At 55.0% G+C, this 20,651-nt stretch carries 21 protein-coding genes and 1 other RNA gene; 9 read left to right on the top strand and 13 right to left on the bottom strand.

The window, feature by feature from the left end; all coding sequences use genetic code 11:
* Positions 1 to 225: 225 nt before the first annotated feature.
* Both K7H21_RS21595 and K7H21_RS21600 read left to right on the top strand, forming a co-directional pair.
* On the top strand, positions 226 to 1,335 hold the full coding sequence (locus K7H21_RS21595; protein WP_049113924.1) for an ABC transporter ATP-binding protein: 1,110 nt from the start codon (positions 226 to 228) through the stop codon (positions 1,333 to 1,335).
* A 243-nt stretch (positions 1,336 to 1,578) separates the two neighbouring features.
* On the top strand, positions 1,579 to 3,165 hold the full coding sequence (locus tag K7H21_RS21600; RefSeq protein WP_112165810.1) for an EAL domain-containing protein: 1,587 nt from the start codon (positions 1,579 to 1,581) through the stop codon (positions 3,163 to 3,165).
* 2 nt (positions 3,166 to 3,167) lie between these two features.
* Here K7H21_RS21600 and K7H21_RS21605 read toward each other — a convergent pair whose 3' ends face one another.
* Positions 3,168 to 3,440 carry a metal-sensing transcriptional repressor gene (locus tag K7H21_RS21605; RefSeq protein WP_004129869.1) on the bottom strand — a complete coding sequence of 91 codons (273 nt, stop codon included), beginning with the start codon at positions 3,438 to 3,440 and terminating at the stop codon, positions 3,168 to 3,170.
* 167 nt (positions 3,441 to 3,607) lie between these two features.
* On the opposite strand from K7H21_RS21605, the gene K7H21_RS21610 reads away from it, so the two are divergent.
* Positions 3,608 to 4,474 carry a nickel/cobalt efflux protein RcnA gene (locus K7H21_RS21610; RefSeq protein ID WP_223035356.1) on the top strand — a complete coding sequence of 289 codons (867 nt, stop codon included), beginning with the start codon at positions 3,608 to 3,610 and terminating at the stop codon, positions 4,472 to 4,474.
* Positions 4,475 to 4,520: 46 nt separating this feature from the next.
* On the opposite strand, the gene K7H21_RS21615 is transcribed toward K7H21_RS21610, so the two are convergent.
* Both K7H21_RS21615 and yczE read right to left on the bottom strand, forming a co-directional pair.
* Complete coding sequence (locus K7H21_RS21615; protein WP_004129864.1) at positions 4,521 to 4,874, bottom strand: DUF1428 domain-containing protein; 354 nt, start codon at positions 4,872 to 4,874, stop codon at positions 4,521 to 4,523.
* A 92-nt stretch (positions 4,875 to 4,966) separates the two neighbouring features.
* Positions 4,967 to 5,581, bottom strand: a complete 615-nt coding sequence (gene yczE / locus K7H21_RS21620) for a membrane protein YczE (RefSeq protein ID WP_049113919.1) — start codon at positions 5,579 to 5,581, stop codon at positions 4,967 to 4,969.
* Between the two features lie 87 nt (positions 5,582 to 5,668).
* Here yczE and yczR point away from each other — a divergent pair, with 87 nt between their 5' ends.
* Complete coding sequence (gene yczR / locus K7H21_RS21625; RefSeq protein ID WP_049113917.1) at positions 5,669 to 7,096, top strand: MocR-like transcription factor YczR; 1,428 nt, start codon at positions 5,669 to 5,671, stop codon at positions 7,094 to 7,096.
* A 133-nt stretch (positions 7,097 to 7,229) separates the two neighbouring features.
* Here yczR and K7H21_RS21630 read toward each other — a convergent pair whose 3' ends face one another.
* The 3 genes from K7H21_RS21630 to ffs all read right to left on the bottom strand — a co-directional run bounded on the left by K7H21_RS21630 (position 7,230) and on the right by ffs (position 8,112).
* Positions 7,230 to 7,445, bottom strand: coding sequence for a hypothetical protein (locus K7H21_RS21630; protein WP_004129860.1), 216 nt, complete (start codon positions 7,443 to 7,445; stop codon positions 7,230 to 7,232).
* Positions 7,442 to 7,699 (bottom strand): hypothetical protein, encoded by a 258-nt coding sequence (locus tag K7H21_RS21635; protein ID WP_004129858.1) that lies wholly within the window; start codon positions 7,697 to 7,699, stop codon positions 7,442 to 7,444. Before K7H21_RS21635 ends, K7H21_RS21630 begins: the two co-directional genes overlap by 4 nt.
* Before the next feature lie 316 nt (positions 7,700 to 8,015).
* Positions 8,016 to 8,112, bottom strand: an RNA gene (gene ffs, locus K7H21_RS21640) — signal recognition particle sRNA small type.
* Between the two features lie 250 nt (positions 8,113 to 8,362).
* Between ffs and K7H21_RS21645 the strand changes: the two genes are divergently transcribed.
* Together K7H21_RS21645 and K7H21_RS21650 are read left to right on the top strand one after the other, a co-directional pair.
* Positions 8,363 to 8,770 carry a hypothetical protein gene (locus tag K7H21_RS21645; protein ID WP_004129856.1) on the top strand — a complete coding sequence of 136 codons (408 nt, stop codon included), beginning with the start codon at positions 8,363 to 8,365 and terminating at the stop codon, positions 8,768 to 8,770.
* Between the two features lie 65 nt (positions 8,771 to 8,835).
* Positions 8,836 to 9,147, top strand: coding sequence for an MGMT family protein (locus K7H21_RS21650; protein ID WP_004129854.1), 312 nt, complete (start codon positions 8,836 to 8,838; stop codon positions 9,145 to 9,147).
* A 38-nt stretch (positions 9,148 to 9,185) separates the two neighbouring features.
* Here the strand turns inward: K7H21_RS21650 and K7H21_RS21655 are convergent, their stop codons facing one another.
* The gene (locus tag K7H21_RS21655) at positions 9,186 to 9,695 is read right to left on the bottom strand and encodes a YbaY family lipoprotein (protein ID WP_004129852.1); all 510 of its coding nucleotides are present in this window, start codon (positions 9,693 to 9,695) and stop codon (positions 9,186 to 9,188) included.
* A 220-nt stretch (positions 9,696 to 9,915) separates the two neighbouring features.
* Between K7H21_RS21655 and tesB the strand changes: the two genes are divergently transcribed.
* A complete protein-coding gene (gene tesB, locus K7H21_RS21660; protein WP_004129849.1) occupies positions 9,916 to 10,779 on the top strand; it encodes an acyl-CoA thioesterase II in 864 nt (287 codons plus the stop codon).
* A 56-nt stretch (positions 10,780 to 10,835) separates the two neighbouring features.
* Here tesB and amtB read toward each other — a convergent pair whose 3' ends face one another.
* The 5 genes from amtB to K7H21_RS21685 all read right to left on the bottom strand — a co-directional run bounded on the left by amtB (position 10,836) and on the right by K7H21_RS21685 (position 16,782).
* On the bottom strand, positions 10,836 to 12,122 hold the full coding sequence (gene amtB / locus K7H21_RS21665; RefSeq protein WP_004129846.1) for an ammonium transporter AmtB: 1,287 nt from the start codon (positions 12,120 to 12,122) through the stop codon (positions 10,836 to 10,838).
* 33 nt (positions 12,123 to 12,155) lie between these two features.
* Positions 12,156 to 12,494, bottom strand: a complete 339-nt coding sequence (gene glnK / locus K7H21_RS21670) for a P-II family nitrogen regulator (RefSeq protein ID WP_004099573.1) — start codon at positions 12,492 to 12,494, stop codon at positions 12,156 to 12,158.
* Between the two features lie 243 nt (positions 12,495 to 12,737).
* A complete protein-coding gene (locus K7H21_RS21675) occupies positions 12,738 to 14,516 on the bottom strand; it encodes a SmdB family multidrug efflux ABC transporter permease/ATP-binding protein (protein WP_004129837.1) in 1,779 nt (592 codons plus the stop codon).
* On the bottom strand, positions 14,509 to 16,281 hold the full coding sequence (locus tag K7H21_RS21680) for a SmdA family multidrug ABC transporter permease/ATP-binding protein (protein WP_049123374.1): 1,773 nt from the start codon (positions 16,279 to 16,281) through the stop codon (positions 14,509 to 14,511). The genes K7H21_RS21675 and K7H21_RS21680 overlap by 8 nt, the downstream gene beginning before the upstream one ends.
* Before the next feature lie 42 nt (positions 16,282 to 16,323).
* Positions 16,324 to 16,782 carry an Lrp/AsnC family transcriptional regulator gene (locus tag K7H21_RS21685; RefSeq protein ID WP_004129831.1) on the bottom strand — a complete coding sequence of 153 codons (459 nt, stop codon included), beginning with the start codon at positions 16,780 to 16,782 and terminating at the stop codon, positions 16,324 to 16,326.
* Positions 16,783 to 16,897: 115 nt separating this feature from the next.
* Here K7H21_RS21685 and K7H21_RS21690 point away from each other — a divergent pair, with 115 nt between their 5' ends.
* Positions 16,898 to 17,950 carry a PLP-dependent cysteine synthase family protein gene (locus K7H21_RS21690; protein ID WP_004129828.1) on the top strand — a complete coding sequence of 351 codons (1,053 nt, stop codon included), beginning with the start codon at positions 16,898 to 16,900 and terminating at the stop codon, positions 17,948 to 17,950.
* Between the two features lie 46 nt (positions 17,951 to 17,996).
* On the opposite strand, the gene cof is transcribed toward K7H21_RS21690, so the two are convergent.
* Positions 17,997 to 18,815, bottom strand: a complete 819-nt coding sequence (gene cof, locus K7H21_RS21695) for an HMP-PP phosphatase (protein WP_004129825.1) — start codon at positions 18,813 to 18,815, stop codon at positions 17,997 to 17,999.
* A 126-nt stretch (positions 18,816 to 18,941) separates the two neighbouring features.
* Between cof and K7H21_RS21700 the strand changes: the two genes are divergently transcribed.
* Complete coding sequence (locus K7H21_RS21700) at positions 18,942 to 20,642, top strand: SgrR family transcriptional regulator (RefSeq protein WP_223035357.1); 1,701 nt, start codon at positions 18,942 to 18,944, stop codon at positions 20,640 to 20,642.
* Positions 20,643 to 20,651: the final 9 nt, after the last annotated feature.

Here is a 20,651-nt window from a genome sequence, read left to right on the forward strand (position 1 = left end):
CGGTACGCTTTGAATGCTGACAAAACTACTGAAAGCTGCCAGTTGTGTGATCGTGATTGCAGAAATGAAACATCGATATAGGGTGCTAAAACTCTGGAAGTTATAGTCACTGCATGATTTTAGTGTCGTTGAGCATCGCTCGGCTGAATTGTTACACGTTATACAAATAGCGCGTCACAGCCCAAATCCCAACGGCAAAAACGGCTACTAACCCGGGGAATGTTGATGTCCAATATACGACTGAGGAATGTCACCAAACGGTTCGGCAGTACAGTGACGCTGCATCAGGTAAACCTTGATATTGAAGATGGCGAATTTGCAGTTTTCGTCGGCCCGTCCGGCTGCGGTAAATCGACGCTACTGCGAATGATTGCCGGTCTCGAAGAGGTGAGCGAAGGTGAAGTACTGATCGGCGATGAGGTCATGAACGACGTTGTTCCCGCCCATCGCGGCGTCGCCATGGTATTCCAGTCTTATGCGCTCTATCCGCACATGACCGTGGCGGAAAATATGGGCTATGGCCTGAAGGTGAATAAAGTGCCAAAAGATGAAATTCGCCGCCAGGTTGAAATGGTGGCGAAAACGCTGCAGCTCTCTCATCTGCTGGATCGTAAACCTAAACAGCTTTCCGGAGGCCAGCGTCAGCGCGTGGCGATCGGTCGCGCCATCGTGCGTAATCCACGGGTGTTTATGTTTGATGAACCCCTCTCCAACCTTGATGCTGAGCTGCGCGTTGAGATGCGTCTGCATATTGCTAAACTGCATCATGAACTCAAAACCACCATGGTTTATGTTACCCATGATCAGGTTGAAGCGATGACGCTGGCCGATAAAATCGTGGTGATGAACTACGGCAAAGTTGAGCAGATGGGTTCGCCGATGTCGCTGTATTACAACCCGGTCAATAAGTTCGTTGCGGGATTTATCGGTTCGCCGAAAATGAACTTCCTGCCCGCGACGGTCACCGCATGGCAGCCGGGCCAGCTTAGTGTGAAGATGGCGCAAGACCATAATCTGACGCTCAATATCACCACATCGCCGCTGCAGCCCGGCGCTACCGTTACCCTCGGTATTCGTCCTGAACATCTCTCAACTGATGTGAATATTGGCACCGTGGTTGAATTTCAATGTGAAGTCGTCGAGAGACTGGGTAACAACACCTATCTGTTCGGTCAGTGCTATGGCCACGATAATGTCAAAATTCTGCTGCCCGGCGACGTTCATTTCCGTCCCTGGCAGAAAATTAGCGTCGCGTTCGACGATCGCTACTGCATGGTCTTCGACGAAAATGACCTGCGGATTAGCGCCGACATCGCCGCGCCGGACGCTCATTAAACGCAACATCTGATTGTCATGATTGCGCTTTAGAATATGAGTCTGTGCTGACAACGCTTATTGTCAGCATACCAGCCCTCGTTTTTCTCCGCGACGCTTCATGCCTTGAGCGTCGCGGTTCATCCACTGTTAGCCCGAATTCGTTGCTATCTTGCGATTCGGGCCTTTTTATCCCGCGTGGTGAATCCCTTTTTATCTTTCGCGTATACTCATCGAACCCCTCCATAAAATAAGGAAATACTCATGACGACCCGGCATCAGGTGAGTCTGGTTACAGGGGTATTGATACTTGCCATTATCTTGCCGGTCGCGCTGAGCATCTGGCTGGCAACGCAGCAGGCCAAAGAGCAGTTTTATAGCGAGCTGGACAACTTTTCCGTCCGCGTGCTGGCGCGCGTTCAGCAGGTTGCCGATCAGGCAAGAGAGGCGCTGAAAGAAGCAGATGCGCATACGGCCACGACCTGCAGCCCGGAGCATCTGCTCACTATGCGACGGATCGCCTATACCCACCGTTACATTCAGGAAGTGCTGTGGTTACGCGAGGGTATTCCGCAGTGCTCCTCTCTTGAAGAGCACCAGGTGTCGGCCACCTTTCCCACTCCCGACCATCTCACTGCCGATGGCTACCGTACCTGGCTGACGTCGGTTAGCGACCTGGGACTGAAACATAAAATGACGGCTATGGGCAGCGAGCATCACGTGGTGATGATCGATCCTGTGTCGTTTATCGATGTCATTCCGTTAGGCCATGAAGAAATTCACACCCTTTTGTTTGGCACGAAACGCGATCAAATCATCATCAGCAGTAAACCACTCAACGCTGACGTCTGGGAGAAAATTAAGCATCAGAATGCCGAAACCTTAACCCTCAATAGCACCGTTTATCGTCTTCATCGTATCCCGGAACTGGGGTTGGCTATCGTCACCTGGTCCTCGACGTTGCCGCTGCAGAATAAGCTACATCAGCAGCTAATGCTGTGGCTGCCGATTGGTCTGTTCACCAGCCTTCTGGCCTCATTTCTGCTGCTTCGCCTGCTGCGCAGGCTGCGCTCGCCGCGTAATGGGATGCTTGATGCGCTGAATTCCCATGCCATTCAGGTCTATTACCAGCCTATTATTTCGTTGCAGAGTGGAAAGATCGTCGGCGCGGAGGCGCTTGCTCGCTGGAGGCAGCCCGATGGAAGTTTTTTATCGCCGGATATTTTTATTCCGCTTGCCGAACAAACCGGGCTGATAACGCGCTTAACCGAAGATATTGTACGGAAAATTTTTGCCGATCTCGGTAACTGGCTGCGCCGGCGTCCGGAGATACACATTTCGATAAACCTGTCGGTTGATGATTTGCGCTCGCCAAAGTTGCCGCTCCTGTTGCAAGAGCAGCTTCAGCTTTGGGGCATCAGCGCTCAGCAGATCATTCTGGAAATCACCGAGCGCGGTTTTGTCGACCCGCAAACCACTTTACCGGTGATCGCCGGCTATCGTCAGGCCGGACACCGTATTTCCATCGATGACTTCGGCACCGGCTACTCCAGCCTGAGCTATTTACAAAAACTGGACGTAGACACCCTGAAAATCGATAAATCGTTTGTCGATACGCTGGAGTATGAACTGCTGACGCCGCACATTATTGAAATGGCGAAAGCGCTCAATCTGGCGACCGTCGCAGAAGGCGTCGAAACCGAAAGCCAGCGCGACTGGCTACGTATGCATGGCGTGCAGTATGCCCAGGGCTGGCTTTATAGTAAGGCGCTGCCAAAGGAGACATTTATCCTCTGGGCTGAGAATAACCTGAAGGCGGATTCCGCGCCCTCCGGTATTGCTCACGTCTGACTCTATTTCAGATAGGATTTTATTACCTGCATCACTACATCAAGGTCAGCTTCGCGCTGGCCCTCCTCCGGCTCTTTAACGACGTGATCCGTTAAATGCCCCTGGATAACCTGCATCATCATGCCGTTTACCGCACCGCGAATTGCAGCCAGCTGCTGTAAAACCTCGGCGCATTCATGTTCGCGGTTTAGCATTTTTTCCAGCGCGGCGCTTTGCCCCTGAATTTTCTTCAATCGGGTCAATAACATCTTCTTGTGACGAACGGTATGTGACATTTCGCGATCCACTATTTGATTAATCGATCGTTTCCACTAACGACCCTTGTATGCAATCAGAACAGCATAACATGCCCTACTCCCCCGGAGTATTTTTCTACTGGGGGGTAGTATTTATGTACTGGGGGGGAGTAGCATACAAGCACTTTTTAGTTAGGGATCACGTTATGAACGATTTCGCTTCACTCCTGCAGCAGGGCAACGCCTGGCTATTTATTCCCAGCGCGATTCTGCTGGGCGCGCTGCACGGCCTTGAGCCCGGGCACTCAAAAACCATGATGGCGGCATTTATCGTGGCGGTGCGCGGAACATTAAAGCAGGCGGTGCTGCTGGGGCTGGCGGCGACGGTATCGCATACCGCGGTGGTCTGGCTGGTGGCCATGGCAGGCCTGTGGTTCGGCCGCGGCTGGAATGCACAAACGTCGGAACCCTGGTTTCAGCTGATCTCAGGGGGCCTTATCGTACTGATTGCCTGCTGGATGCTGTGGCGTACCTGGCGCGAATCTCGTTCATATCACCATGAACATGAACATGAACATGAACATGAACATGAACATAAGCATGAACACGAACACGAACATAAGCATGAGCATCACCACCACCATCCGCATGAACATTATCCCCACGTTCATCAACATCCGCTGGTTGCCGCCGATGACTGGCAGGACGCCCATCAGCGCGCACATGCGCAAGAGATCAATCGCCGCTTTAACGGGCAACAGGTCACTACCGGGCAGATCGTCTTGTTTGGACTGACGGGGGGACTCATTCCCTGTCCAGCGTCAATAACCGTGCTGCTTATTTGCCTGCAGTTGAAAAAGTTCTCGCTGGGCGCAACCCTCGTGCTGGGGTTTAGCGTTGGGCTGGCGCTCACTCTAGTGGCTTCCGGTGCAATTGCCGCGCTGAGCCTGAAGCACGTAGCCAACCGCTGGCCCGGGCTGAACGATCTCTCGCGCAAAGCGCCGTGGATTTCCGGCACCCTGATTATGGTGGTGGGTTTTTATATGCTGCTGCATGGCTGGGGCCATCTGTAACGCGTCTATCGCCATCCCCACAAACGATGGGGATGGCAAAGATGAATTATTCATCCAGAAGCGGGGCGAAGCCGCCGTATATCATTCGTTTTCCATCAAAGGGCATATTTTCGCCAAACTCTTTCATTCGCGGGTCGGCCATCATTTTGGCATTGGCGGCATCGCGAGCCTCTTTAGAGGGGTACTCAATCCAGCTGAACACTACCTCTTCACCCTCTTCAGCTTTCACCGCCATGCGAAAATCGGTCTGCTTGCCATCCGGGACATCATCCGCCCAGCACTCGACCACACGTAATGCGCCAAACTCTTTAAATAATGGCGCGGCCTTTGCTGCCATCTCGCGGTATGCCTCCTTATTTTCCGCCGGTACGGCAACAACAAAACCATCAACATACTTCATGAGTCTGATCTCCGAAGTGAACAGTACGACCGGAGAATCCGGCCGTATCTGAATTGATAAGTTTAGTCGCCAGGCCTGATAACAGCGTAAAATCAGGAAATAGCCTCACCGGGTTTCGCCAGAGCCTTACGCGCGGCTGGCTGATGGAACCACGGCAGGCACAGCTGGATCAGCGGACCGATAGTTAACGCGTAGAGTACGGTTCCCACGCCAAACTTGCCGCCCATCATCCAGCCAATCAGCAGAACCGAAACTTCAATCGCGGTGCGAATACCGCGCAGCGACCATCCCGTACGGGCATGCAGGCCGGTCATCAACCCATCGCGCGGCCCAGGACCGAAACCCGCGCCAATATACATCCCCGTCGCCAGCGCATTCAGAACGATAGCCCCAACCAACAGCAAGCTACGCGCCACCAATGAATCAAACGGCGGCAGCACGGCCAGAGTCGCGTTCGCCGCCAGCCCCAGCACAATGACGTTGCTTACCGTCCCCAGCCCAGGCATTTGCCGCAGCGGGATCCACAGCAGCAACACTGCCGCTCCCGTCAGGATCATGACCGTGCCGAAATCCAGATTAAACTGTTTGCCGATCCCTAAATGGAAAACATCCCACGGGTCGGCCCCCAGATTGGCGTGAACAAATAACGCGGTCGACACGCCGTACAGGACCAGACCAATATAAAGTTGTAGCAAGCGACGTACCATTTTTCACCTCAAGACAATTGCGATCTCCCCCATCATCAGCAAAAATGGATTGATAATTAATGGCCAGTTTTTAAAAAGTGGATTGCTATGTCATCTCGTCGCTTTGGTTCACAATCGCTGGTACGGCTGCTCGGCAACTGGCAGGAGTCCACCTCTCGTACGCCTATCTGGCGTCAGTTGGCGGAAGCGCTGCGCCTGCTTATCCTCGATGGCCGCCTGGCGCTGGAAACCCGCCTGCCGGGCGAACGTGAACTGGCGGCAGCCCTGAATATCAGCCGCACCACGGTTGCCAGCGCGCTCGGGCAACTGCGGGAGGAGGGCTATCTCTATAGCCGCCAGGGAAGCGGTTCGCGGATCGCCCTGCCGGAGCGTCCGGTGGAAACGTCAGCCCAAAAACCGGACCCGCTCTCGGTGAATTTGGCCGTTGCCGCCCTGAGCGCCGGACCCGAGATCCATCAGGCCTACAGCCAGGCCCTGAAGATTATGCCTGAGCATTTATCCAATACCGGTTACGATCAACAAGGGCTAGCGCTGCTGCGCGAAGCTATCGCCCGCCGCTATAGCGAACGCGGGCTGCCAACCCGCAGCGATGAGGTGATGATTGTCAACGGGGCGCTTAGCGGCTTTGCGCTGGTTCTGCGTTTATTCACCGGGCCCGGCGATCGAGTGGTGGTGGATGCGCCAACTTATCCCATGGCGCTTAGCGCGATTCAGGGCGCATCATGCCGTCCGGTTAGCGTTGCGTTACCGCAGCAGGGATGGGATTGCGACGGTTTGGCGGCAACGATCGCCCAAACGGCTCCGCGCCTGGCCTGGCTGATGCCGGATTTTCATAATCCTACCGGCCGATGTATGGATAGCGCCACGCGCCAGCGGGTAGCGGATATCGCCGCGCAAAGCCGCACCACGCTGGTGGTAGACGAAACGATGGTAGATTTATGGTACGACGCCCCGCCGCCGCCGCCTTTAGCGGCGTTTAATCCCGATGCCCCGGTGATAACCATCGGCTCGGCAGGAAAAAGCTTCTGGGGCGGTCTTCGCATAGGCTGGATCCGCGCCTCTTCACGAACCATTGCCTCGCTGGTTCAGGCACGCGACTCTCTCGATCTCGGTTCCCCACTGCTGGAACAGCTGGCCTGCTGCTGGTTACTTGAGAATGAGAACAGACTGCTGCCGTCACGCCGCGCCATGCTGGCGACCCGCAGGGACATGTGCGGGGCGCTAATGGCGGAATATTTTCCCCACTGGCGCTTCACTCCGCCGGAAGGGGGACTCTCTTTTTGGGTTGAATTACCCGGCATGCTGGCGACGCTCTTTTCCGTTCGCGCTGAAAGCCGCGGAATTCACATCGGGACAGGCACACGCTTTGGTCTGGCCGGCGCGTTTGATCGCTATCTGCGTTTGCCCTTTACTCTTTCGGATGAGGAACTACGCAGCGCGTTTAATACATTGCAGCCGCTATGGCATAGTCTTACGGAGCAGAAGGAGAACTTTCGTCTGAGGAAAATCATCTAATAAAATATCGACGGGCTGGAGCCAGCCCGTCAAAAACCATCATCCGTGATGCATATGAGATGTTTTTATAAAATTGCCGTTCAATTTTGTCTTTCTGACGTGTCAGCCCGATGACAAAATTGAAATAGTTTCATTAATGCTGACGCGGGATCGGAAACCCTTTCAGAGAAATAATAAAGCCGTCTTCATCTTTTTTAATTTTTGCACCTGTGTCACACCAATCGGAGGCAATGCGAAAAAACTCATCGCTACCGATATTCCAGTTCAGGCGTACGTGCTTGACGTAGCCGGAACGCAGCATGTCGCAGGCTTCGCTATAGTTGCTGGCTGTAGAGAGTTGTTGTTTCATTTTCTCTTCTTCAGAATTTTACGTAATGCTTTGATTTCTTTAGGGGTTAATGGAGACGCTTCCTCTTCGGTATGCTGGCTATCGATATCTTCTTCCGAAACCCCCGCCTCATCTGCCGATTCCACTGCCTGAAAGGCCAGGAGTAGCAGTTTCTCCGTAGCCGTTCCTAGATTTTCGTTATTTTCTTCCGCATACTGACGCAGCTTTTCTTTTAACTCGCCATCAATTTTTACGTTCAGAACTACAGTGGTCATAGTCACGCTTCCCGTGAAATAAAATCATCATATAATTAATACACGAAGTTAACATGCTGATCCAGAGATATATTTTTAGCTTATATCTAACAACATTTTCCCATGAATAATCTGCACGTTATATATGACATAAAGATGACATTAATATTTCATTTAAATTTCAATTTTATGACGTAGCGAATTTTTGGCATAAAAAATAGATGTTTTAGAAACTGAAAAAATACACATTTTATTTGTGGATATTAAATATGAAGGGATCAGCGAAGTCGCTTTTTGGCTGCACAGAGCGCTGGGGGCACGCTGAAATGGGTGGGGGCCCTGCCAGCTACATCCCGGCACACACGTCGTCTGCTCTGGCTGCTTCCTTCCGGACCTGACCTGGTAAACAGAGTAGCGTTGCGGGAGAACCAACAGAGCCCCCATTGAGAGCGCTAGTTACCTAACGCGCTGGCGCATTATCCCTGCTGAACCCCTGAATTGCAAGCCGCCGCCGATTGGGTGCTGGTTTATTGCGCAAAGTCGCGTAGTCAGAGCGATATCGCGGCTTTTTAGCGTAAATTCTCCCGTCCCTGAGAGGAGATTGCGAGCGTACTCTCAGCACAAACGCCTCTCAACATCCATAATGTTCGCTATAAATTGAATGTTTTTTACCATGGTATCTGAATGAGTGAATCACCGCGTTTAATCACTACCCTGGCGATGCCGCCAATCGACGAAGTCACCGTTTCCTTCCGCGGTTTAAACTTTCTGCGCCCGGATCTGCTTCTTGATTTTGTGACCATTAGCCAAAATCCGCTACTTGCCGTCACCCCGGTCGCGCTGCTCTACTCTAGCGTCGGCGTCCTCCAGCACATTGAATTACGTAAACTCCCTATCGAAGTCAGCGGTCGCGTGGTCTATCCAATATCAACGCTTAAGCTTCCGGCCATGCGCGCAAAACTGGTGATCAACGCTCAGTCAAAACGCCTGAAGTTTCTTGAAACCCTGTTGACCAATACGCCGAATGAGAATGTCCATGGCATGCAGGTGCTTGGCCTGGCACTGGAATTTACCGTCATTAAAACGGCTTAAGCCGTTATCTGTACAGCCCGTCGTACAACGATTATCCTGAGCCTTTACCGGCAGCAGGACGTACCATGGATTCTCACGATACTTTTCCGCAGCGAGTCTGGCAGATAGTCGCCTCGATCCCAGAGGGGTACGTTGCTACCTACGGTGACGTTGCTCAGTTGGCTGGTTCACCGCGCGCGGCGCGTCAGGTCGGCGGGGTTTTAAAGCGTCTGCCTGAAGGGTCCCATCTTCCCTGGCATCGGGTCGTCAACCGCCACGGCGATATCTCGCTTACCGGACCAGATCTACAGCGCCAACGCCAGGCGCTCCTTGCGGAGGGAGTCCAGGTCTCAGGCAGCGGTCATATTGACCTGCAGCATTACCGCTGGATTTATTAAAGGCAAAAAAATGCCCCTGAAAAGGGGCATAGTCGGGGTTATTGCGCGGCGGGAACGTTGGTATTTGCCACCGGTACCGCGGTTTGCTGGACCGGTACCAGCAGCAGGTCGGCGCGATTGCCGCCCTGATTAATCACCGTCTGCACGGTATCGGTAATAAACATCAGCTGACCGTTGACGGTAATCGCTGAACTTAACAGGATGCGTGCATTAGGCTTAATATCCGCCTGGTTGTAAGGCAGAACAAAGTTAAATGGCGCCTGCTTCCCTTCAGTCCTTACCGCTTTTTGCGACAGCACGTGCGCTGGCGCATCGGCCAGGGACGCATCCGACAAGGTTACGGTTAACACCGCATCCGGCGGTAACGCCACGCGCTGTCGAATATTAATGGTCCCGGAAACGTTAGGCTGCTGCTGCGAGGAGCTTAGTGAGGCAATGCCGTAAGGATCGGGCGCAGCCTGGTTCGCTGCATTGCTGCTGTGATTGTTCGCACAGGCAGACAACGTAGCCGCGACGGCTAAGGCACTTAACATATAGGCAAATTTCATTCTTTTCTCCTTTTCATCCCTTCTTTAACAGGAGTACATCCAGCCACAATCGGGGACAGGACATTAGTATCGTAAATAAGTGTGGCACAGATCTCAGATCTCTTCCTGGAAAAGAGCCCATATTCAGATTATTGCACCCATCGGACCACTTGCGATTCCAGGTTATACTTTGCCTCAATAACGCGCTGCGCAAAGCAGTCATCATTGATTGAGGGTCACTATGAGTCAGGCATTAACCAATCTGCTGGCATTGTTAAATCTGGAAAAAATTGAAGAGGGATTGTTTCGCGGTCAGAGCGAGGATCTGGGATTGCGTCAGGTCTTTGGCGGTCAAGTGGTTGGCCAGGCGCTATACGCAGCAAAAGAGACGGTCCCCGCAGAACGCCTGATTCACTCGTTTCACAGCTACTTCCTGCGTCCCGGCGACAGCCAGAAACCCATCATCTATGATGTTGAAGTCCTGCGCGACGGCAATAGCTTCAGCGCCCGCAGGGTGGCGGCGGTTCAAAACGGGAAGCCGATTTTCTATATGACCGCCTCTTTCCAGGCGCCAGAACCCGGCTATGAACATCAAAAAACCATGCCCGCGGCGCCCGCTCCGGACGCCCTCCCCTCCGAAACGGATATCGCCCGCAAACTGGCCCATCTGTTGCCGCCGCAGGTTAAAGAGAAATTTCTCTGCGATAAACCGCTGGAGATTCGCCCGGTCGAATTTCATAACCCCCTGAAAGGCCACGTTGCAGAACCGACGCGTCAGGTTTGGATCCGCGCCAACGGCGCCGTTCCGGAAGATCTCCGCATCCATCAGTATCTGTTAGGCTACGCTTCGGATTTTAACTTCCTGCCCGTCGCCCTGCAGCCGCATGGCGTCGGTTTTCTGGAGCCCGGCATGCAGGTCGCCACCATCGATCACTCAATGTGGTTCCACCGTCCGTTCAATATCAACGACTGGCTGCTTTACAGCGTTGAGAGCACCTCCGCCTCCAGCGCGCGCGGTTTTGTGCGCGGCGAATTCTATACGCAGGACGGCACGCTGGTAGCTTCCACTGTGCAGGAAGGCGTCATGCGTAATCGCAATACATAAAAAAACAGAGCCTCCCCTTGGGGAGGCTCTGCAGCTTCTGGAGATAACGCAATTTATCAGGCGTTGTAGGCGTTTTCGCCGTGGCTGTTTACGTCCAGCCCTTCACGCTCTTGATCTTCCGGTACGCGCAGACCAACGGTCATATCGGCAACTTTGTAACCAATGAAAGCGACAACGCCGGACCAGACAATGGTAATACCGATACTTTCCAGCTGTACCAGAACCTGATGGCCCATGGTGACGCCTTCCGCGTAACCGACACCGCCCAGAGAAGTCGCGGCGAAGATACCGGTCAGGATGCAGCCTACGATACCGCAGACGCCGTGTACGCCAAACACATCGCACGGGTCATCAACGCGCAGCCAGCGTTTCAGTACGGTGACGCCCCACAGACCCGCCAGGCCCGCAGCGATACCGACAATCAGAGAGCCGCCGACGCCGATGTAGCCGCACGCCGGAGTGATGCCGACCAGCCCGGCAATCGCACCTGAACAGGCGCCAAGCAGAGACGGTTTACCGCGGGTTGCCCACTCGCCGAAGGTCCACGCCAGGATTGCTGCCGCCGTTGCCACCACGGTATTTACGAACGCCAGACCGGCAATTTCGTTCGCCGCGCTTGCAGAACCGGCGTTAAAGCCGAACCAGCCAACGTAGAGGATCGCGGTGCCGGTGAATACCATCGGCAGGTTATGCGGTTTGAACGCTTCTTTACCAAAACCAACGCGTTTGCCCATCATATAGGCACCCACCAGACCCGCTACCGCGGCGTTGATGTGAACCACCGTACCGCCGGCGAAATCAAGCGCGCCGTGCGTGGCCAACAGACCGCCGCCCCATACCATGTGCGCAATCGGCACATAAGAGAGCGTCATCCATACCACGACGAAAATCAGTACCGCCGAGAAGCGAATACGTTCCGCCAGCGCACCGACGATCAGACCAACGGTAATACAGGCGAAGGAGCCCTGGAAGGCAACGTGGATGTACTGATAGAAGCTTCCCATCAGCGCTTTCAGTTCAATGTTTTTCAACAGTACCCAGTCGAAGTTGCCGAAGAAGCTGCCGCCAGCGCCGAAGGCCAGCGTGTAGCCATAAACCACCCACAGCACGCAGACCAGCGCAAAAGTCACGATCACCTGAGTCAGCATGGAGAGAACGTTTTTACCGCGGATCAGCCCGCCGTAGAACAGCGCGATGCCCGGAATCGACATAAACAGCACCAGCGCGGTGCAAATCATCATAAAAGCATTGTCGGCTTTATCCGCTACCGCCGGTGCGGCCATCGCCAGCCCCGGAAGAAGAGCCAACGCTCCCAGACCTGTTTTCATTGTTGCTATCTTCATTGTTTCGTTCCCCATCACTGTGTGGTCTGAAAGTTACAGTGCCGCTTCGTCAGATTCGCCGGTACGGATGCGAATCACGCGCTGCAGCTCGGCGACAAAGATTTTGCCGTCGCCAATCTTTCCGGTATACGCCGCTTTACTGATGACATCGACGACTTCGTCCAACTGATCGTCGGCAATCGCGACATCAATCTTCACTTTCGGTAGAAAATTGACGCTGTATTCGGCGCCGCGATAGAGCTCCGCGTGGCCTTTCTGACGGCCGAACCCTTTAACTTCAGTGACCGTCAGGCCCTGAATACCCATTGAAGACAATGCTTCACGCACGTCTTCCAGTTTGAATGGTTTGATTACCACCGTAACCAGCTTCATAAGTCCCCTCCAGTCAGAATTCGGTAATGGCCGCAGCTAACACGTATCTACTAAAGCAAGGGCTATGCCAGAAATGAAAAAGGACCGCCAGGCGGCCCTTTTTGAGGGAGAAGGTGAAGAATTCGCTGGAAACGAAGCGGCAAATTGGCTCTTTCGGCTAAAGTTGCACCATTTCAGTGCGCAATGTGTGACGTTTTTGCACCACCTCAGGCCGCGCTATCGCGACTGCCTGATTATGGTGCATCAGGCGATCAGCGACTCTTCCTGCGAGCTGGCCGCCAGTTCTTCGCCAACCAGCTGCAGCTGATACATCTGCCAGTAGCGGCCTTTGGCCGCCAGCAGCTGCTGATGGTTTCCGCGCTCTACGGCCTGACCGCGGTGCAGCACCAGGATCGTATCGGCCTCGACGATGGTCGATAAGCGGTGCGCAATCACCACCAGCGTCGTGTGCTCACGCACTCGCGCCAGAGCTTGCTGAATCGCCTGCTCGGTACCGGAATCAATATTGGCCGTCGCCTCATCAAGAATCAGCACCTGCGGCGTATCAACCAGCACCCGCGCCAGCGCCAGCAGCTGTTTCTGACCAACGGAGAGATTATTCCCCTGCTCGCCCAGCAGCGTATAAATCCCCTTTTCCATTTCACGGGCCAGATCTGCCAGCTGGACCGCTTCCAGCGCCTCCCAGACCTGCTCTTCGCTAATGTCGCGACCGAGGGTAACGTTGGCATAGAAGGTATCAGCCAGCACCACCGGATCCTGCTGCACCATCGCAATCCCCTGACGCAGCGCGCTGTGGCTCAAGGAAGAAAGCGGCCGACCGTCGATGCGAATCTCTCCCTGAGTTAACGGGTAGTAGCCCATCATCAGGCTGGCCAGGGTGCTTTTACCGCTCCCGGTATGGCCAACCAGCGCTACAAAGCTGCGGGACGGGATATCGAGATTAATATCCTGCAACACCAGGCTATCGTCGCGGTAGGCAAAAGAGAGATGATCGATGCTAATTGCTCCGCTGCGCAGCGGCTCGCTATCTTCACCCCACGCCTGACGCGGTTTATCCATCAGCTCGAAGACGCGCTCGCCCGCGACGACCGCCTGCTGCAGCATTGACTGCTGGGTGGTCAGCTCGATCAGCGGCTCGTTCAGTCGTCCAAGATAGCTAATAAAGGCGTAGAGCACCCCGACTTCGATCGTTCCGCTACTGCTGAAACCAAACAGCATCAGCAGGCCGCAGAGAATTAATGAAGAGAACAGGCTTAGCAGCGGACGCAGCAGGAAGCCATCAAGACGCAGAGTTTGCATACGCGCCAGATAGTGCGCATAACTGGCCTCGCGCATCCGCTCGCCGAAACGCGCCTGCTGGCGGAACTGCTGGATAACGCCCATGCCGTTAATCACTTCATTAAAACCATCGTTGATATCCGCCAGCCAGGCGCGGACCCGTCTGACGATTGGCGTGCTGTAGCGCTGATAAATCATCATCACGATCAGCACCGCCGGGAAAATAGCGATAGCCACCAGCGCCATCCGCCAGTCAAGGCTGAACATCGCCACCAGCATCGCGCCAATCAAGGCGGCGCTCCGCAGTACGGTGGCCACCACGGTCACGTACAGATCACGAATGACTTCGGTATCGTTGGTCACCCGTGAGATGAGCTGCCCGACCGGCTGCGTATCAAACTCGCTGAGCGGCTGGCGCAGCGCGGCATCCATGACGTCGCTGCGCAGCTGCTGCACCACGCCGACCGCCGCACGATTAAACAGCAACGCCTGGCAGTAATGCAGACCAGCGGCAAGGAGTTGCAGGCCGATATAGGCTACGGCGAGACCACAAACCAGCTTCAACGGCAGCGAGTTCTTCGCCACCATATTGTCGATGAAATAGCTGATCAGCAGCGGACCGCTGACTTCCGCCACCGCCGCAACCCACATGATGGCAACGGCAATCATCAACGGTTTACGCCACGGGGAGCCGTAGGCCAGCAGGCGCTTTAAGGTCGGCCAGAGTTCAGTGAAACTACGCACCGGTGATCTCCTCATCTTCCAGCGGGACATCATCCAGCGCCGCTTCCAGCTGCTGATAACGGTACATGTCCCGATACCAGCCCGGCTGCGCCGCCAGCGCCTCATGGCGACCGCGCTGGGCAATATGCCCGTGCTGCATTACCAGAATTTCGCTGGCCTCGGTCAACGCCGACAGGCGATGGGCGCTAATGATCACCGTCCGCCCTTCTCCCCACTGCCGCAGGTTATGCAAAATCTCGTGCTCTGTTCTGCCATCCACCGCCGACAGGGCATCATCAAGGATCAGAATCTCCGCCTCCAGTAGCAGCGCGCGGGCGATGGAAATTCGCTGCTTTTGCCCGCCGGAAAGCATCACGCCACGCTCGCCGACTTCGGTGTTATATCCCTGCGGCAGGCGCAGGATATCCTCATGCACGCTGGCAAGCCGCGCAACGTGCTCGATTTGCTCCTGCGTGGCGTCCGGTTTACCAAGGGCGATGTTGCTGGCGACGGTATCGGAGAACAGGAACGGTGTCTGATTAACCACCGCCAGGCGGGCGCGCCAGCTATCGAGCTGTAGCTGGGTCAGGGGGACGTCGTGGAAGCGGATATCGCCTTCAGTCACGTCAAAGTGGCGCTGAATCAGCGCCAGAATAGTGCTCTTGCCGGAGCCGGTCGGCCCGCAAATCCCCAGCATCTGCCCGGGCTGTAGCGTAAAGTTGACCTTTTCCAGCGAGCTCTTATTCGCCTGTGGGTAGATAAACTCGCGCACGGCGACGCTGAGCGTACCGCGGCCTTCCGGCGTCGGCTCGCTGCCGTCGTTCACCGCCGGCGCCTCTTCCAGCATGGTGCGAATGCGCGCATAGGCCGCGCTACCGCGCTCAACGATGTTAAACATCCACGCCAGCGCCAGCATCGGCCAAATCATCAGGCCAAGGTACATCACAAAGCTGGTGAGCTGTCCAAGGGTCAGGCTGCCCTGGATCACCATCCAACTGCCGCCGCCGATGGCCAGCAGGTTAGCAGTACCGATGGCGATATAAATCGTCGGGTCGAAGCGCGCGTCGATGCGCGCCACGCGCATATTTTTGGCGCCGGTATCCGCGGCATCGGCGGCAAACAGCGCCGACTGTCGATCTTCGAGACCAAAGGCTTTGATCATGCGGATGCTGGTGAGGCTCTCCTGGGTGCGGTCGTTGAGGCTGGAGAACGCCGCCTGAGCGACGCGAAAACGCTCGTGTAATGCATCGCCGTTACGTTTGATCGCCAGCGCCATCAGCGGCATCGGCAGCAGCGCCAGCAGGGTTAACTGCCAGCTGATTTGCGTCGACATCACGATCAGCACCGCGCAGCCCATCACCAGGGAGTCCACCAGCGTTAACACCCCTTCGCCAGCGGCGAATACCACCCGATCCACGTCGTTGGTCGCCCGCGCGATCAGATCGCCGGTACGATGGCGCAGGTAAAAGGCCGGATGCTGGCGGCTGAGCTGGCGATAGAAATCCTCACGCAGTTCGACGGCCAGCTGATAAGAAGCGCCGAAAAGCAGCACCCGCCAGACGTAGCGCAGCAGATATACCATCACCGCAATAACGACCAACAGGCCAATCCACATCCACACCTTTTCCGCGGTGTAATGTTGTTTTGTGACGCCATCAACCACGATGCCCACCACCTTTGGCGGCACCAGTTGCAGGATGGCAATCACGATCAGCAGAGCAATAGCGCCAAGGTAACGGCGCCACTCCCGGCGGAAATACCAGCTAAGTTGAGCAAATAATCGCAAGCAGTTAAATCCTGAGTGTGTAATTCGTAGCGGCTGATGCCGTTAATCAATCGGCAAGGCTGTCGTGTATTTTATCTGTTCCATGGCAAAACTCGAAGTGACATCCGAGAGCCCCGGTACGCTGTTTACCAGGCGTTTATAAAAATCATCATAGCTTTTCATATCCGCAACCTGGACCCGCAGCAGGTAGTCATACTCCCCCGCCATACGCCAGAAACCGAGAACCTCCGCCATCTGGGTGACTTCGCTGACGAAGCGGCAATACCAGTCGCTACTGTGGTGCTGAGTCTTAATCAGCACAAACGCCGTCAGCCCAAGCCCGACCTTTTCCGCATCCAGCAGAGCGACTCGCCCGCGCAGGATACCTTCGTCTTCCAGACGCTTCAGGCGTTTCCAGCATGGTGTGGTGGTCAGATTAACGGCATCAGCCAGCGCCTGCAAAGAGAGGGTACAGTCGGTTTGCAGTAAAGAAAGCAGCTTACGGTCAATTTTATCTAACATTACTCACCTCAGGAGAAAAATTTACTCCATTAATTGTAATTCAAAGGCTAAATGGCAACAATTTTTCCTTCGAATTCCGCTAAGCTGGGCACAAAATAACAAACAGGAAACCGAGATGAACAGCGCCTGGATAAAACACGCGATTAGTGAAATTAATGCCGATTATCAGCGTTCCGCCGATACGCACCTGATTCGTCTGGCGCTCCCGGAGTTCCCTGGGATCCAGCTCTATCTGAAAGATGAAAGCACCCATCCAACCGGTAGCCTGAAGCATCGTCTGGCCCGCTCGCTGTTCCTCTATGGTCTGTGCAACGGCTGGATTAAAGAAGGGACGACGATTATTGAATCCTCTTCGGGTTCGACCGCCGTCTCCGAAGCCTACTTCGCCCGTCTGTTAGGCCTGCCGTTTATCGCCGTGATGCCTTCCTGTACGGCAAAACGTAAAATTGAACAAATTGAGTTCTACGGCGGCCGCTGTCATTTTGTCGATAGCGCCTGCGAAATCTATGCCGCCTCCGAGACTCTGGCTCGAGAGCTGAACGGGCATTATATGGATCAGTTTACCTTTGCCGAACGGGCGACCGACTGGCGGGGAAATAATAATATCGCCGACAGTATCTTCCGTCAGATGAGCCATGAGCCGCACCCGCAGCCGTCGTATATCGTGATGAGCGCGGGCACCGGCGGTACCTCAGCAACCATTGGCCGCTACATTCGTAGTCAGGGTTACGATACGCAGCTGATGGTGGTTGACCCACAAAACTCAGTGTTTTTGGACTACTGGCAAAGCCGCGACGCCAGCCTGCGCAGCCCGGTCGGTAGCAAAATTGAGGGTATTGGCCGCCCGCGCGTTGAACCTTCATTTATTCCCGATGTGGTCGATGAGATGCTGCGGGTACCGGATGCCGCCAGCGTCGCCACTGCCCTATGGCTGGAAACGCTGCTCGGGCGTAAAGTCGGCGCATCAACCGGCACCAATATGTGGGGCGTACTGCAACTGGCCGTACGGATGCGCCAGGAGGGGCGCAGCGGCTCCCTCGTTACGCTGCTGTGCGACAGCGGCGAACGTTATCTGGAGAGCTACTACAATCCGCAGTGGGTGACGGCCAATATTGGCGATATTTCCCCGTGGCAGGCACAGATCGCCGACATGCTGCGAGCAAAATAAAAAAAGCCAGATATCACAGGATATCTGGCTTGCTGGCAGGGTCTCTTTATTCGGGGGAATAAGGAAGATCAGGATTATCCAGCCAATGAGTCAAAAAGTGGGAAACGGCCTGATGACGGCAGTCGCCAATAACCGGTAGATGCGGAAGTTCATTTTTCAGCTGATGCATCGCATTGCCCATAATCACCCCCCGGCCAACGCTGCCGAGCATTTCCCGATCGTTCATGGCGTCACCGAACGCCATGCAATCCTGCAACGTCAGGCCAAGATGCTGGCTTAGTACCGCCAGAGCCGCTCCTTTGTTACAGCCGCCGGGCAAAACTTCAAGACAATCCATCGCTGAAAAACAGAGATCCGCCCGGCCGCCGAGCGCTTCATTCAGCTGGATCCGCAGCCGCCGCAGATCGTCATGATCGCCGCAGAAGCAGATTTTCGTAACCTGATGCGCCGGCATCCGCTTTGGATCGTACAGCTGGTAACGAAAACCGCTAAAAACGTGCGCTTTCAAAATTTCGGGAATCTCCTGCCCGGTGTACCAGCCGCCGTCGTTGAAGAAATGCATACTGGCCGAGGTTTCCCAGGCGCTGTGCAGCACCTCTTCCGCCACATCGGGGGCCAGATCGCGGCGATACAGCTCTTCGCCCTCCAGAGAGTGAATGCGCGTCCCGTTGCCGGTAATTAAAAACGCATCCAGAGAAAACTCGCCAATAACGTGGCGCATCTCCAGGGCATGACGGCCGGTGGCGAAAGTCAGGGTGATATCGCGCTCGCGCAGACGTTTTAGCGTCGACAGCGTTTTTTCTCCCAGACGATGGTCCGGCATCAGTAGCGTACCGTCCATATCAAATGCAGCCAGTCTTGCCATCTCCTGCTCCCCAATGGTGGTGGATTTTGCTTGTGTTGCAGTATCGCCTGAGATATACGGAAGTAATAGTGAATAGATGAATTTTATTGTTCCGGGTTTACGAATATAGCGCAGGATTAAACAGATATGAGGCTATTAAACCGTCTCCATCAGTACCAGCGGCTCTGGGAACCCTCCTCGGGCGAGCCGCAGCAGGTTACCGTCGGCGAGCTGGCGGGACGCTGCTTTTGCAGCGAACGCCATATCCGTACCCTGCTGCGCCAGGCGCAAGAATCCGGCTGGCTAAGCTGGCAGGCCAGCTCCGGTCGTGGAAAGCGCGGGTTGCTTCAGTTTTATAAAGCGCCGGAAACGCTGCGCAACGAAATGATGGAACAGGCGTTGAATAAAGGGCAGCAGCAAAATGCCCTCGAGCTGGCCCAGCTTGAGCCGGTGGAGCTTAAAGCGCTGCTTTCCCCCTTTCTCGGCGGCCAATGGCAGAACGATACGCCAACCCTGCGTATTCCTTATTACCGTCCACTGGAGCCGCTACGCCCGGGTTTTATGCCGGGAAGGGCAGAACAGCACCTGGCCGGGGAGATATTTTCCGGCCTGACCCGATTTGATGCGCGCAGTACCTGTCCAATAGGCGATTTAGCCCATCACTGGGAAGTATCGCCTGACGGTCTGCGCTGGCATTTTTATATTCGTTCAACCTTGTTCTGGCATAACGGCGATCCGATTAAAACCTCTCAGCTACAGCAGCGGCTTTTGATGCTACTGCAGCTACCCTCACTGCGTAAGCTATTCGCCAGTATTAGCGAGATTAACATCCCCCACTCCCAGTGTCTGACTATCACCCTGCATCGCGCCGATTACTGGCTACCGTTCCGCCTTGCCAGCTACTGCAGCGTGCTGGCGCATCCGGACAATTCGGCGATCGGCAGCGGACCATTTCGCCTGAAATTATTTACTCCGGACCTGGTGCGGCTGGAAAACCATCAGCGCTATCATCTCACTCACCCGCTGCTGCAGGCAGTGGAATTCTGGATCACGCCGCAGCTGTTCGAGCAGAATCTGGGCACCAGCTGTCGTCATCCGGTACAGATAACCATTGGCGATCCTGACGAGCTGACCAGACTACGTCAGGTCAGCAACAGTATTAGCCTCGGTTTTTGCTATCTAACGCTGCGCCAAAGCCCTCGTCTTAACAAAGCGCAGGCGCAAAGGCTGGTCTCGCTGATTCATCGCTCCACTCTGTTAGAAACCCTACCGTTGGATGAGGATCTGATCGCGCCCAGCAATGAAGTATTGCCGGGCTGGTCTATTCCGCAGGGGCCTGAAAATCATGATACCCCTCTGCCTGAACGGCTTACCCTGCTCTATCATCTTCCCGTAGAGCTACACGCCATGGCGGAGCAGCTTCGGCAACGACTGGCAGAGCTGGGCTGCGAGCTGACGATTATTTTTCATGATGCAAAAAACTGGGATGGCTGCGAGCAGTTTGCGAAAGCAGACCTGATGATGGGCGACCGCCTGATCGGCGAAGCGCCGGTCTATGCTCTGGAGCAGTGGCTACGCTGCGACGCGCTGTGGCCTAATTTGTTGACCGGGGCGCAATATGCACATCTTCAGGCGACGCTGGATGCCGTTCAGGCCCTACCGGACGAGCGCAGCCGCAGCGAAGCTTTGCGCAACGTCTTTGACAGATTGATGGATGATGCCATCATGACCCCACTGTTCAATTATAATTATCGGATCAGCGCACCGCCGGGGGTTAATGGGCTACGACTCAACGCGCGAGGCTGGTTTGACTTCGCCAGCGCCTGGCTACCGGCCTCAGCGCCGTGACAGAGCTGG

The organism is Klebsiella sp. CTHL.F3a, from assembly GCF_019890895.1.
Lineage (GTDB): Bacteria > Pseudomonadota > Gammaproteobacteria > Enterobacterales > Enterobacteriaceae > Klebsiella > Klebsiella grimontii.